Source organism: Phocaeicola massiliensis B84634 = Timone 84634 = DSM 17679 = JCM 13223 (assembly GCF_000382445.1).
Taxonomy (GTDB): Bacteria; Bacteroidota; Bacteroidia; order Bacteroidales; family Bacteroidaceae; genus Phocaeicola; species Phocaeicola massiliensis.
On the sequence record NZ_KB905472.1, the window covers coordinates 1705387 to 1720149 of the forward strand.

General features: G+C 36.6%; 9 protein-coding genes and 1 tRNA gene. 9 read left to right on the top strand and 1 reads right to left on the bottom strand.

Annotated features, from left to right (window positions below):
• Window positions 1–1944: 1944 nt before the first annotated feature.
• From HMPREF1534_RS11865 to HMPREF1534_RS11855, 3 genes are all read left to right on the top strand, one after another.
• Entirely contained in the window at window positions 1945–3288 is a 1344-nt protein-coding gene (locus tag HMPREF1534_RS11865) for a mechanosensitive ion channel domain-containing protein (RefSeq protein ID WP_005939062.1), read from the top strand.
• 996 nt (window positions 3289–4284) lie between these two features.
• Window positions 4285–4671 (top strand): ISAon1 family transposase N-terminal region protein, encoded by a 387-nt coding sequence (locus HMPREF1534_RS11860; protein WP_018452424.1) that lies wholly within the window; start codon window positions 4285–4287, stop codon window positions 4669–4671.
• Complete coding sequence (locus tag HMPREF1534_RS11855; RefSeq protein WP_005939066.1) at window positions 4637–5629, top strand: ISAon1 family transposase; 993 nt, start codon at window positions 4637–4639, stop codon at window positions 5627–5629. Before HMPREF1534_RS11860 ends, HMPREF1534_RS11855 begins: the two co-directional genes overlap by 35 nt.
• Here HMPREF1534_RS11855 and HMPREF1534_RS11850 read toward each other — a convergent pair.
• Window positions 5609–6259, bottom strand: coding sequence for a transposase (locus tag HMPREF1534_RS11850; RefSeq protein WP_005939068.1), 651 nt, complete (start codon window positions 6257–6259; stop codon window positions 5609–5611). The genes HMPREF1534_RS11855 and HMPREF1534_RS11850 overlap by 21 nt on opposite strands.
• 316 nt (window positions 6260–6575) lie before the next feature.
• Between HMPREF1534_RS11850 and HMPREF1534_RS11845 the strand changes: the two genes are divergently transcribed.
• The 6 genes from HMPREF1534_RS11845 to HMPREF1534_RS11820 all read left to right on the top strand — a co-directional run bounded on the left by HMPREF1534_RS11845 (window position 6576) and on the right by HMPREF1534_RS11820 (window position 14576).
• A complete protein-coding gene (locus tag HMPREF1534_RS11845; protein WP_005939069.1) occupies window positions 6576–8075 on the top strand; it encodes an L-lactate permease in 1500 nt (499 codons plus the stop codon).
• A gap of 100 nt (window positions 8076–8175) precedes the next feature.
• Window positions 8176–8352: a hypothetical protein gene (locus HMPREF1534_RS11840; RefSeq protein WP_005939071.1), complete on the top strand. Its 177-nt coding sequence runs from the start codon at window positions 8176–8178 to the stop codon at window positions 8350–8352.
• 220 nt (window positions 8353–8572) lie between these two features.
• Window positions 8573–12967, top strand: coding sequence for a DUF5113 domain-containing protein (locus tag HMPREF1534_RS11835; RefSeq protein ID WP_005939074.1), 4395 nt, complete (start codon window positions 8573–8575; stop codon window positions 12965–12967).
• Between the two features lie 32 nt (window positions 12968–12999).
• On the top strand, window positions 13000–13728 hold the full coding sequence (locus tag HMPREF1534_RS11830) for a DUF5932 domain-containing protein (RefSeq protein ID WP_005939075.1): 729 nt from the start codon (window positions 13000–13002) through the stop codon (window positions 13726–13728).
• On the top strand, window positions 13718–14425 hold the full coding sequence (locus tag HMPREF1534_RS11825; protein WP_005939077.1) for an AbgT family transporter: 708 nt from the start codon (window positions 13718–13720) through the stop codon (window positions 14423–14425). The genes HMPREF1534_RS11830 and HMPREF1534_RS11825 overlap by 11 nt, the downstream gene beginning before the upstream one ends.
• Window positions 14426–14502: 77 nt before the next feature.
• Window positions 14503–14576 (top strand) — tRNA-Arg (locus HMPREF1534_RS11820).
• Window positions 14577–14763 lie beyond the last annotated feature (187 nt).

Sequence of the window (14763 nt, forward strand, 5' to 3'; positions counted from 1 at the left end):
CGTTTATTCCCGTATAAAAGAAGTTTACAATCCATAGAACCTTCATCCTTCACGCTACTTGGCTGGTTCAGACTCTCGTCCATTGACCAATATTCCTCACTGCTGCCTCCCGTAGGAGTTTGGACCGTGTCTCAGTTCCAATGTGGGGGACCTTCCTCTCAGAACCCCTATCCATCGAAGACTAGGTGGGCCGTTACCCCGCCTACTATCTAATGGAACGCATCCCCATCTTACACCGGTAAACCTTTAATCATGCGAAAATGCTTACTCATGATAACATCTTGTATTAATCTCCCTTTCAGAAGGCTGTCCAAGAGTGTAAGGCAGGTTGGATACGCGTTACTCACCCGTGCGCCGGTCGCCATCGGCCTTAGCAAGCTAAGACCATGCTGCCCCTCGACTTGCATGTGTTAAGCCTGTAGCTAGCGTTCATCCTGAGCCAGGATCAAACTCTTCATTGTAAAAATATTATTTTTCAACACTTAAGTTGATAATCTGCTCAAGAACCAAATCTATCAATAATCTATAATTGACGGTTTCTGTTTTCCTACACATTATATATTATATAACATGCAGACTTGTACTACTTGTTTGTTTATCTATAATCGTTTCAAAGAACTCTTCTTTATGTGCTTTCGTTTGAAAAGCGGGTGCAAAGGTAAGAGATTTATTTTTAACCACCAAATGTTTTCGAAAGTTTTTTTGAACTTTTTTTTCAGGCGGCTGGTTGCATGCTCCAAAAGGTCTTATCCCTTCTCGCTCCCTTAGCCCGGCTAAGGTAAGATATCGGGTGCAGAATCCTTTATAAGGAAGAAACTCTCCTACGCTTGTCTCACCAAGTCAGTCACACACTGTTTCAGTGCCGCATCTCTCTCGATTGCGGATGCAAAGGTAGGCGGTTTCAACCTAACTGCCAAACATATCATCTGATTTTTCTTACACTTTTTTGAAACTTGTTTGTAACACGCTGATTTACAACAACACAGAACAAAGACTTTTTGAAAACAACAGAACAGGAAGAAAATGGAACACACATAATTATATTACGAGCGCGCATGTATGCGCACGTAGAAGGGTATGGTTCATCCTCCCAAAAAATATCTCAAGTTGAGACTGTATCAAAATGAAACAACTATTTATGATCTATAAGTAATATATGAATCTTCTATTCTTAGCTATAATTCATTATAATATGCGACAAACAGCTCTCTTTATGAACTATGCTAAAATCAAATGTATTTCTAAATCTAAAATACAACTTTTTTAAAAGCCGTTTTTACCTCAAAGTACACCAATAAAGTTTTTACCCAAATTCAGCATATAGTATTATAAGATCAACAGTGTACAATTTACATTCTCTGAAAACTACTTAAACAGAACATCTGACCAAAAAAAGCGCAAAAAGCACCTAAGGAATTGTACTTACCCACTGTTGGCATTGTCTAAAATTTCTATTATTTATTTAAGAAAAAGGTATTATTTGCAATAATAATAGATTAAGTTATTACATATCACGCAATTATATTAACTTTGTCAACTCAATTAGCAGCAAACGGATAATTACTGCAATTTATTTTTTTTCTTAAATAATAATAATCCATGCAGTATTTTCATTTTTCAAGCATTATATGTAATGAATATATAATACGTAACTAAACTAATTAGAACACATGGGAACTAAAACTATTGGAAAAGTTGTATTTGGGGTCATTTCTGTTACATTAGCGTTTTTCACCCTAAGTTTAGGCATATTTCATTATATGCAACATTCTTCAGCAGAAAGATTCAATAATACAATGATTGTGTATAAAAAGTAAATGAAAAAAGACGAGGCAGATATTCTCTTCATCCTTAAGAAAAAGCAAAAGAAGGGAATATCAGCTTTTCTTTTGATAAAACAAAATCTACCCTTTTTGGTTATATAGAAAAATATATAACCAGGATATGAATACGAACGAATTTGCCCAAACTTTACTAACGTGGATTAAAACTCTTCTTTTGTGGATAGGAATCCCCCATCCTATATTAAATAAGCTAGATGAAATTATCTTTCTTGTTTTTATTATTATCATAGCTTTTGCAATCGGAACAGCTATGCATTACATAACTTTATATTTCACTCGTAGAATATTGAAATACAAACAAATAGGAATACTTAGCTCACTTATAGAATATAATGCATTGAGAAAGATATCAGCCATCATTCCACCACTTATTATAGCTTCATTACTACCTTTTGCTTTCGACTATCATTCCACCTGGTTTATTGTGAGTGAAAAGATTACATGGATTTATTTCTTTATCGCTTTACTTTTCTCTGTCAATGCAATTCTGAACTCAGTTGGAGATGTACTAATGAGCAAAGAGCAATTACAAAATAAACCGATGAAGGGGTTCATACAAATCTTTCAAGTCATTTTTTCTTGTATTGCTATTATTATAATTATTTCTATTCTGATAAATAAGTCACCTCTCAATTTGATTACAGGATTAGGAGCCTTTGCGGCTGTACTTATGTTGATTTTCAAAGACACCATTCTAGGATTTGTTGCCGGTGTATTACTCTCTGAAAATGATATGATCCGCATTGGTGACTGGATTGAAATGCCACAAAACAATGTTAACGGTATTGTTACAGACATCACCTTGAATATTGTAAAGATTCAAAACTTCGATAATACCACTGTTACAATCCCCCCCTACTCATTAGTTTCGGGCTCTTTCATTAACTGGCGTGGTATGACTGAATCTGGTGGACGACGTATCATGCGCGAATATACTTTGAAATTAGATTATATAAAACCATGCACATCAGAGTTTTTAGAAAAGATGAAAGGATTTGATGTCGAACTATCACAATTCATCACTATCAAACAGAAACAAGCAACTGAAGACAAAATAGCAAACACAGAAAATCCAGACGGTTTAGTAAATGGTACCATAGATACAAATGTAGGGTTACTTCGAGCCTATATGACTATGTATCTTAGACGACATCCTTTCATCAGCAAAGATCTATTGTTCATGGTACGCACACTGGCTCCAACTGAAAACGGGCTACCAATGCAGATCTATTGTTTCTCCATCAATAAGAACTGGCCTAGCTACGAATCCATTCAGGCTGAAATTATGGAACATTTTGTATCTGTATTACCTGAATTTGAATTGTATCCGTTCCAAAATCCTAGTGCTAGAGATTATATCATCAGTAGCCTGATAGAAGCAGAAAAGGATTTGTCGACTATAAACGCTATTCCCTGGCATTCAGTTCAATCTAAAGAAAAATAGCAAATAAAAATATGAAAAGACTGTCTTCATTTACAAAGACAGTCTTTTCATATTTTTATAGTAGACACTTCTACTTCAGATGCAACTACTTATCTCAAGCCGATGCAATCTTCAACCTTTAATCTAATACTATGAAAAACACATTATGATAACATATAAAGAAGAAGAAATGTTCATTGCAAATGAAATAAAAGTATATTAAATAGAGAAATTGATAGCGAAAAAGTATTTTTTAAGATGGAATAATTATCACAAATATTTAATAAATGATAATACAATTGAAGCTGTTTAAATTCAAATATTTACAAATCACTCAAAAGAGAATACACTCACAATATACTTAATATCTATAGTATATTATTTCGTGGAAATATATCCAATTTCACTTCCTGCATATAATAACAACATAAAAGTAGATGATTATAGTGGCTTTCTTTATTCAACAATACAAACTTTCAATACCTTCATATTTTTTCTCTAAAAATAAATTTTATTCTTAATATAATTAATTATGTTAAGAATAAAAATGATATAATATTTGTACGAAAAATACCAAATAAATGAAGATAATAAACTATTTCGAATGAAGTAAGAAAGATAATATAAAGGGATATGTTCATAAAAACCAAGAAATGAAGTGTGGTTTAAAAAAAATATAGCGTAAAATAAAAATTTAATCGATCATTTTATGAAAAGTCAGAATCTTTTCCTATATTTGCAAATACTTCCCGCAAGCGTGCGGCTCATCATATCAAAAAAAGGACTCTGGCTTAGGTCAGGGTTCTTTTGATTTTATACCTCAACACTAAAATATTGAAATATGATAGCTCAGTTTAAAAAGTTGGAGGATTAACATTTACTAATTCCAATCTATAAAAGAATTAAAACTATAAAATAGAATATATGAAACTGAATGAATCTGATAATAAAAACGGTTTAGTAGATTTTTCGTGGGGATAATTTTTTATCTTCGTGAAGTATTGCTTACTTTGCATTATGAAAAACGATTATTTGAACATGCTAGCCAGCCTCGTGTTGCCAGCTCAGATATTAGATTACTTTCTCATCTCTGGAGTCGAACAAACCTCTCAAGAGATTCATATCAGTCTGGATGAAAAGATGAATCCCGAGTTAAGCAATAACATACATTTTGAGTCCAAAGGTTTTATGGAAGCTGTAAATGTGACAGACTTTCCCATACGGGACCATAAGGTAATTCTCAGGATCAGACGTCGTCGTTGGACAGACTTGCGCACAGGCAAAAGCTTCAGCATTCCCATCGACCTCGACATCGTGGCCAAGGGAACCAGATACTCCAAAGAATTTGGAGCTTTTTTAAAAGAAACGTATGGAGACATCCCCGGTGACCTGCCGTACGCTTGAGGAATTCTACCATATAGATGGTCATACATTCGAAAAACAGTATAAGGAGGTACTCAGCGGATATCGCAGATGGGATCAGTTATCTCATGCCGATGAATGGATGCTGTTTCCGGAGAATATGGGACCGCATCTGGCAATTGACGAGACCTCACTCTCCAACGGTGAACTTTATACCTTTGTAACCAACCGTGATGCCTGTACGAGAGAGTGTTCCCTGGTAGCTGTCGTGGCAGGAACTAAATCAGAGGACGTAATAGCTGTACTGCAACGAATTGACGAAAAAAGTCGTTATGCCGTTAAAGAAGTGACTCTTGACCTTTCAGACTCCATGCGCAAGATTGTACGGACTGCATTTCCTAAAGCCAACCGTGTGATAGACCGTTTTCACATTCAGAAATTAGCTTGCGATGCCGTGCAGGAATTACGCATCAAACACCGTTGGGATGCCATACAGCAGGCCAATGAGGAAATGGAGGAAGCCAAACAGAAGAACGAAGATTATGTCCCATACCGATATTCCAATGGTGACACTCGTAGGGAATTGCTGATACGCTCTCGGTATTTGCTTTTCAAGTCAGCCGATAAATGGACAGAAAGACAGAAACAAAGGGCAGCAATACTTTTCGAAGAATATCCTGACATTAAAAAGGCATATGGATTGTGCCATTCCCTGAGGATGATATTCTCAAAGAATACCATAAAGGATGCTGCACGTCTGGCTATGGCACGATGGTATAACAAAGTAGAAGAAGCGGGAATGCACTCATTTAATATCATTGCTGCTACTTTCTATGGGCACTATGATGAAATACTGAATTTCTACAACCATCGTTCTTCAAATGCGATGGCAGAATCGTTCAATGCCAAAATCAAATTGTTCAGAGCGAACCTCAGAGGTGTAGCAGATAAGAAGTTCTTTCTATTCCGCATTGCTAAGCTATATGCGTATCCCCACTAAATTTCTACTGAGCCGGTTTGGTACACCTCCAAAATAATGGAAGGCATTTTTACATGCCTGGATAAGATATTCTTTCTTTTGCGATGGTACAGCTTCGTAATACGTAATCTGGCTGCAAGGAAGTATAGCGGCAAAGACTTCCACGGGAACCTTATCACCCGTATTCCTGTCTGCAATATAAAGTTTGTCACCGGCAAAATCCACATACATCTGATCACCGGCTATATGATCTATGCGCCCAACCGGTACTTTTACTTCCTTTTCACGTCTGAGATACAGGCAGAATGAACAGTAGCTGTAACCTTGAGGACGATCTCTCAGATATTCCTCATGCAAGGACCTTCTTGTTGTTCCACGGGCTTTAAGTCGTTTTATGTACTCAGATATACGTTCTTGAAGATATTTATACTCTGCAGATCCTGATGGTTCATTGTCAGTCTCCGTACCGAAAAGCTCATGCAGATGCTGCTCGTCCATTTTTAACAGGCGTTCAAGTTCTATACCCATATCTTCATATATACGGATATATCGTTTGAGTGTATTACGTGAAATCAGAAGAGAAGAGCTGATACTACGGATACTCATTCCTGACTGGTAACACCGCAGTATGTGCTTGATTCTTATTTTCATTCTTTTAAAAATTTTATTCGGTTAATAATACCGGGCTAAAATGCTTTGTAAAGTACAAAAACAAGACTGAAATATGGTAATTCTATAAGGTTAATTTTTATTGTAATCTAAGTGGGTCAGGTGACTTTTATAATAGTGGGTCAACCGACTTTAAATTTTCCATATTTACTCTATAAACATTATTTGCTTCATCCTTAAATCGTCCACTTTGTTATACCGTCTTTCTATGAATTGTTGTTAATTGTTTTCCTTTAACATGAACTTTAACTTTATATGAACTGTTATTTTGTAGTAATTTTAAGCCACCATTAACTATATGAATCTGATTATAGCCATAGTTCCCGTATTATCACTGATAGTGCTAATGGCATTTTTTAAAATGTCAGGTGATAAAAGCAGCATTATATCTTTAGTAGTTACCATGCTAATTGCCTTTTTCGGGTTTCATTTCCCTTTGGATGATTTATTATTCTCCTTTCTTTATGGAGCCATGAAAGCAGTTTCACCTATTTTGATTATTATCCTGATGGCTATATTCAGTTACAACGTTTTGCTTAAAACTGAAAAAATGGAAATTATTAAACAACAGTTTTCTTCTATCTCAACTGATAAAAGCATTCAGGTGTTATTGCTTACATGGGGATTCGGAGGATTGCTAGAGGCTATGGCCGGATTTGGAACAGCCGTAGCCATTCCTGCTGCCATTCTGATTAGTTTAGGATTTAAACCAATCTTTTCGGCAACAGTCAGTCTGATTGCCAACAGTGTAGCCACAGCTTTCGGCGCTATTGGCACACCAGTACTTGTACTTGCCAAAGAAACAAGCCTGAATGTACAAACATTAAGCACAAATGTTGTCCTCCAACTTTCAGTCTTGATGTTTTTAATTCCATTAATATTACTCTTTCTTACAAATCCTAAATTAAAATCACTACCTAAAAACGTATTATTAACACTATTGGTAGGCAGTGTTTCTTTGGGGAGTCAATATATAGCAGCACGTTATATGGGTGCTGAATCTCCTGCTATCATTGGAAGTATATTGTCCATTATTGTTATTATTTTATATGGTAAACTGACTGCAACAAAAGAAGAAAAGAATCAGAGAAACATTTCAAAAAGTAAGGATATATTCAAGGCGTGGAGCATCTATCTCTTTATTCTTTTATTGATAATTGTGACAAGCCCATTATTTCCGGGACTGAGAAACACATTGGAGAATAATTGGGTAACACACATCAGTCTTCCTATAAATATGTCGACAGTGAATTATACGATTTCGTGGCTGACCCATGCAGGCGTTTTGCTTTTTGTGGGTACATTTGCAGGTGGCCTTATCCAGGGAGCAACTGTCAAGGAACTGTTCGTTGTACTTTGGAAAACGGTGAAACAATTGGAAAAGACATTTATAACAGTGATTTGTCTGGTAGGCCTGTCCACTGTCATGGATACTTCCGGTATGATATCCGTAATAGCTACTGCACTTGCGACTATTACCGGAAATCTTTATCCCTTTTTTGCACCGATAATCGGTTGCTTGGGCACATTTATTACAGGTAGTGATACCTCTTCCAATATCCTATTCGGTAAATTACAAGCTAGTGTTGCCGGACATATTCAGGTAAGTCCCGATTGGTTATCGGCTGCAAATACCGTAGGAGCAACAGGAGGGAAAATAATTTCGCCTCAGAGCATTGCAATCGCTACTTCCGCCGGAAACCAACAAGGGAAAGAAGGAGAAATATTAAAAGCTGCCATTCCTTATGCATTGGTGTATGTGTGTATAACAGGTATCATCGTCTATCTTTTCAGCTAAAAATGTTGAAAAACTGTAAAAAACAAGCATGTTAAAGCGTATTCTAACAAAAAAGGATTTAATTTGAATCCGATTTAATAATTAATAAATAAATAGTAAGATGAACGAATTAGTTGCAAAAATCAAGGAATTAAGCAATGCATTCTTTATGGATGCTGAATTGCAAACAGAAAAAGGTAATAAAGCTGCAGGTACACGTGCACGCAAAGCTTCTTTAGAGCTGGAAAAATTACTGAAAGAGTTTAGAAAGGCTTCTTTGGAAGAAGCTAAAAAGTAATTTCATGATTATTTGAGCACAAAGAAAAGCTGTCCATAACCGGATAGCTTTTTTAGTTTTATGATTTGCCATGAAATTCACAGTCCCCTATTTTTTTATCATCTCTATTTCTTGAAAGATTAATCTCTTTTTCATTGATACTTATTCGTTTTTAATTTATGGAATAATCGGAATTTTTGTATTTTTGTTTGCTGCTTATAACCTAGAGAAAAAATATCCAATGAAGAAAATGCGTTTATTGCTTATTTGTGCAAGTATATTGACAGTCACAGGAAGTTTCTTCTCGTGTGAAAACGAAAAAGATGCTTCTTTATACCTTCGGGCCGACTCACTTAATCAAGTTGCTTATAAAGTGCGTTACAAAGATTTGAAGGCTTCTTGCAAAGCTGCCCATGAAGCATATCGTTTTTCTTTGAACAATTCTTCCTTGCGTGCCGAAGCACTGAATAATATAGGATTTTGTGCCTTTATTCACATGGATTTTGAAACGGCTGAAAAGTTCTTTCAACAAGTATACGAAACAACGACAAATGAACTTGAGTGTCTGATAGCTGACATTGGCATGATGAAGATTTGCCAGCGTACCGCCATGAATAAAGAATTTTATGATTACCGTAACAGTGCCTTACGCCGTATGAAGCGTATTAACGATGATCGTTCTGCCATCACCGATCCTACGATATTAGAACGTTTGAACTATGCACATTCCGAGTTCTCGATTGCATCAGCCATCTACTATTATTATTTACAGCAAGAACAGCAGTCTTTGGAGGCCATAAATGAAATTAAAGTAGACGAAGGACTGGAGCGCGACACGGCACAACTGCTCTATTATTATTACATGAAAGGTTCGGGAGGTATGTATGAAGCACCTACACAAGAGGAAGTTGTATTGGGCGAGTTTAATTACTTAGTGGATTGTTTGCGCATTAGTCATGATTTAGGATATGTATACTTTGAAGCTAATGCTTCGCAAGCAATGGCGGAATTACTGAAAGAGAGAAAGAATTATGATTTGTTGATGGCACGCCGTCCCAGTGTGATGAGAGGCATTAATACAGAAGATTTACCATGGGAAGAATTGGTGATGTCTTTTGCCGAAAATGCTCTACAATTATTTAAAACCTATGGAGATTTATATCAGATATCAGGAACTTATCGCACTTTGGCCTCCTGTTGTAATGAGCAAGGAAGGTATGAGGAAGCATTAAGTTATCTATCTGAGGCTTTAGGATATGTGAACCGCCATCATGAGAAATTTTATCATTGTACAGATACGACAGATCGTCTTCGCCCTTATGTTCCCATGGCATCCACTTCCATCGAACTTCAATGGATTAATGATGATGGTATCAAAACGGTTCCCGAATGGATTGCCCGCTTTCGTGAACAACTTAGTGTAACTTATGCTGCCCTGGGAATGAAACCGGAATCTGATTATAACAGAAACATTTATCTTGATATACTTGATTATACACGACAAGACAAAGAACTGGAAAGCCGCTATATTGCATTAGAAAAGGAATCCGAGCAATTAACCGGCTTATTGGCTGTTGTCATTATCGGAATTATAGTACTGATTGTGCTGTTCTGGATACTAAACAGACAATGGAAAGTTCGCAATACGTTATATATTGCCAAGTTGAAACGTACTCTCGATATTTGCAGAAAGATTACAGCTTCCGTACCTTCGGATGCAAATGAAGTGGATGATGTCATAAGTGCCATGCACACTGCAGTAGGTGAAGATATTCTGCAGTTGATAGGAGCATCGCTATTGCAAATTGTCGTTTACGAAAATGAAACGAAACAACCGATACAGTATGATGGCAGTTGTACTCGGTTTATTCTAAGTGTCCCCAACAAAGAACAACCGTTAGGAGAAATAAACTTGTATTCTTCACAGAAAATGAAAAAGGATGATAAAGCTTTGATGAAGGTTATAATTCCTTATATATCATGGACATTGGAAAACGGACTGGCTTTTATTTCATTGGGAGATGAACGCAAACGGCTGGAAAAAGAACAATATATACACGAACAACATTTGGCAGAAAACAAACGGCAAAATCTGGTAAAGAAAGCATGTCTCTTCATTGTTATGGGTATCATGCCTTATATCGACCGTATTATTAATGAGACGCATAAGCTTACAGTGAATAATTATATTGACAATGAAGATATTAAGAAAAGCAAATATCATTATATAGATGAATTGATAACCCGTATCAACGAGTATAACGACATCCTGGCTTTATGGATAAAGATGAAACAAGGAACACTTAGTTTAAGTATTGAAAATTTTGAATTAAATGACCTGTTTAAGGTCTTAGTCAAAGGAAGAAAGACCTTCGAAATGAAGCAACAGACATTGACGATAATACCTACCGAAGCCATAGTAAAGGCAGATAAGGCACTAACACTCTTTATGATTAACACTCTAATGGAAAATGCCCGTAAGTATACCCAACAAGGAGGGAAAATTTCTGTGTATGCAGAAGAAAACGAAAATTATGTAGAAATATCTATTCAAGATAATGGTTTGGGGCTTTCTGTAGAAGACAAAGAACGAATATTGAGTGAAAAAGTATATGATTCCGGAAAAATTGGTTTACAAAATACCGAGAATGCAGCAGAACTTCAAAAGAATAAAGGACATGGGTTCGGACTGATGAATTGTAAAGGCATTATCGATAAATATAGAAAAACGAACGACATCTTTCGAATGTGCACATTTAATATTGAAAGTGAACCGGGCAGAGGCAGTCGCTTTTATTTTCGCCTCCCCAAAGGAATACGGAAAATACTGATGTTGATTCTTATATCTACTCTATCGCTATTGAGCAGTTGTGGAGAGAATCATTTGGAGCGCCAGGAAACAATGACACCGGAAGACTCCGTCCAATGCTATGACAAATGGTTAACGGCAGCAAATAATTATGCTTATGATGTATACAATTGCAATATCGAAGGACTTTATCAACAAGCCTTATCATATGCTGACAGCGCATTATTTTGCCTGAATGTCCACTATAAACAGTATTCTCATCAAACAGCACCTTTATTGAGATTGGAAGGAGAAGGGACAGCAGCCGAACTGGAGTGGTTCAACAATCATTTTGACACGGATTATTATACCCTGTTGGACGTACGTAATGAATCAGCAGTGGCATTTTTGGCGTTGGGCCATTTAGATGCTTATCGATACAATAACAATGCATATACTGCGCTTTATAAACAGATAAGTGAAGACACCTCTCTTGAGGAATATTGCCGGCAGATGCAACTGTCGGCAAATAATAAGATTGTCGCTATTATTCTTTGTATTGTCATATTGCTGCTGTTACTGACAGGTTATTATTTGCTTTATTTTCGCCATCGTTTGCTGTACCGGTATAATTTGGAGCAGGTGCTTGAGATTAATCAACAGGTTTTTACAGGATCGTTGCTGAACGAACAGGCCGATAAAGATATTGCGGAAAGTTTGGTTAATGCCATGTTTGAGGGAATAAATGAATTAATTGCCATTGATGTACTTGGCATAGCCGTTTATAGTGAAGACAGTCATAACTTGAAATGCAGTTTTTCTTTATCGGATGAGGGAAATGAGGATATGCGTGAACTTATGACACGTTGTTTTGAGACACAGACTGTATATTGGACGGAAAAAAATCGTATTAAATGCCTTCCTTTGTGGGTAGAAACCGGAGGAGAAAATCGTTGCACTGGTGTACTGGCTTTAAGATGTTCTTTTGATAGCGAGCGCGAAGATGACCGCTTAATGGTAGAGTTAGTAGCCGGATATGTTGCTATAATCGCTTATAATGCGGTGGTGCTGATGGCACAAAAATATCGTGATATAGAGACGGCTCAAGACGATGCTCGCCGGGCTATCCGTGAAGAAAACCAGCTTCATGTACAGAATTTAGTTTTGGACAACTGTTTGTCCACCATTAAGCATGAAACAATTTATTATCCTAATAAAATAAAGCAGATTATCGACAAACTAAACAATGAACCGGTTCGTGAGAACGAAAGAAGACAAATAGAGACTGTAAGTGAGCTGATTAGTTATTACAAAGATATTTTTACAATATTAAGTTCCTGTGCTGCTCGACAATTAGAAGAAATAACTTTTAAACGCAGTATTGTAAAGGCCCAGGATTTAGCTGATTATGCAGAACGCTACATGAAACGTGTGGGAAAACGTTTTTTTTGTAAAGTAGAACTAAAAATAGAGGTGGAAAATGTTTCAATGCTTGGAGATATGATTCAATTAAAATATATGCTTGAAAATTTAATAGATGAAGCCTTGTCTTATGAGGTTGACGGAAGACTGTATTTACATATATATAAGGACACAGACTTTGCCAGGTTCGACTTTATAGATAAACGTCGCGATAAAACTCAAGAAGAACTGAATCAATTATTCTATCCGCATTTATCACGAATGAAACGTGGTAGCGAAGGAGTTCTGACAGGTACGGAATATCTAATATGCAAGCAGGTAATTCGTGAACATGACGAGTTTGCAGGCAGGCGTGGCTGTCGTATTAATGCCCAGCCGGTAAGCAATGGAGGTTTTATGATATGGTTTACTATTCCTGCAAGATAACAAAATAATGAAATATAATAAATCAAGATAATATGGAAAGCAAGAAATTTAAAGTTATAATTGTTGAAGACGTTAAGTTAGAATTAAAAGGTACTGAAGAGATTTTCAGACATGAAATTCCTAATGCCGAGGTGATTGGTACAGCTATGACTGAAAATGAATTTTGGGAACTTCTTAAAGTACATACTCCTGACATGGTATTACTCGATTTAGGATTGGGTGGTTCCACTACCATAGGTGTAGATATATGTTCTTCTTTACGGAAGAATCACCCTGAAATAAAAGTACTTATATTCACAGGTGAGGTGTTGAATGAAAAGCTTTGGGTAGATGTTTTGAATGCCGGTGCAGATGGTATTATTCTCAAAACAGGCGAGCTTCTGACGGCGACCGATGTGCAAGCCGTAATGGATGGTAAGAAACTTGTGTTTAATTATCCCATACTCGAAAAAATAATAGAACGTTTCAAACAATCTGTCGCGCAAGAACAACGTCGGCAGGAAGCTATCATCAATTATGATATTGATGAATATGACGAACGTCTTCTTCGACATTTGGCACTAGGGTATACCAAAGAAATGATTACAAATCTAAAAGGTATGCCTTTCGGTGTAAAATCAATAGAAAAGCGGCAAAACGATCTTATTAATCGCTTGTTTACTATTAATGAGCGAAGCGGTGTCAATGCATGTCGTCTTGTAACGCGCGCTTTAGAGTTGCGTATTATTGATATTGATAATTTAGAGCCGGATGAAGAATAATTACTATTTTCCCCATGTAGCTACATTCTTCTTTTTATTGACAGTAATAGTGGCATTAGTCTCATGGATAGGCAGTATTTACGGGCTTGGCACAGTGCAAAGTCTACTTAGTCCGGAAGGTATCCGCTGGGAGCTTAGACATATTACAAGTAATTATGTTAAGACTCCCGCTTTGGGAATTATAATGATTTTACTCTTTGGCCTTGGAATAGCTTCTTATAGCGGCATGGTTAATGCCATTGGCAGGATTTTGAAAAGAGGAAAGCAGTTAACGCGAAAAGAAAAGCGTGCCCTACTGTTTTCTGCTTGTATTTTATTTATCTATTCGTTGACAATCATCATGACTACTTTTGCTCCTTGGACGATATTGCGAAGTATTACCGGCTCCTTAGGAAATTCACCTTTTCAGCAAGGCATATATTATCTTATTTCATTCGGAATAGGTTTGTCAGGAGTAGTTTTTGGCTATACTTCCGGGCGTTTGCGTAATGACAGAGATATAATTCGAGGAATGACTTTCTTGTTTATTCGCTTTGCCGATTACTTTGTTATTTTGTTTTTTATTGTTCAGTTCTTCTCTTCGCTACTATATACTAATTTGACAGAATGGATTGGAATAGACTCAAGCATAATGGTTTACGTCTTTCATGTTTGTTGTTTTATTCCTTTTATTGGAATGCTAAATAGAAAAAAATAAGTTATGAGCGAAAATAGTTGCTAAGATTTTTGGAACTTTTGATAAAAGCTATTATCTTTGCACCCGCAAACAAGGATGGTTCCGTAGCTCAGCTGGATAGAGCAACGCCCTTCTAAGGCGTGGGTCCTGCGTTCGAATCGCAGCGGAATCACAAGTAAAAAACCGCAAAACGCTAATTATTAAGCTTTTGCGGTTTTCTTGTTTTGGGAATTGTCCGCAAACTTTCCGCTTACACAATACTAAGGCTCAGTTTGAAAACTTGGGGGAATTAGTTAAAAACACTATCTTTGTGGCATGAAACAGAACCTTCAACCCCCTGCCACTCCACTGGAGATGTT

Excerpts from the sequence above, each read along its gene's own strand:
- HMPREF1534_RS11830 (WP_005939075.1), top strand. The coding sequence starts at position 13,000 with ATGGAAAGCAAGAAATTTAAAGTTATAATTGTTGAAGACGTTAAGTTA.
- HMPREF1534_RS11835 (WP_005939074.1), top strand. The coding sequence starts at position 8,573 with ATGAAGAAAATGCGTTTATTGCTTATTTGTGCAAGTATATTGACAGTC.
- HMPREF1534_RS11840 (WP_005939071.1), top strand. The coding sequence starts at position 8,176 with ATGAACGAATTAGTTGCAAAAATCAAGGAATTAAGCAATGCATTCTTT.
- HMPREF1534_RS11850 (WP_005939068.1), bottom strand. The coding sequence starts at position 6,259 with ATGAAAATAAGAATCAAGCACATACTGCGGTGTTACCAGTCAGGAATG.
- HMPREF1534_RS11845 (WP_005939069.1), top strand. The coding sequence starts at position 6,576 with ATGAATCTGATTATAGCCATAGTTCCCGTATTATCACTGATAGTGCTA.
- HMPREF1534_RS11825 (WP_005939077.1), top strand. The coding sequence starts at position 13,718 with ATGAAGAATAATTACTATTTTCCCCATGTAGCTACATTCTTCTTTTTA.
- HMPREF1534_RS11865 (WP_005939062.1), top strand. The coding sequence starts at position 1,945 with ATGAATACGAACGAATTTGCCCAAACTTTACTAACGTGGATTAAAACT.
- HMPREF1534_RS11855 (WP_005939066.1), top strand. The coding sequence starts at position 4,637 with ATGGAGACATCCCCGGTGACCTGCCGTACGCTTGAGGAATTCTACCAT.
- HMPREF1534_RS11860 (WP_018452424.1), top strand. The coding sequence starts at position 4,285 with ATGAAAAACGATTATTTGAACATGCTAGCCAGCCTCGTGTTGCCAGCT.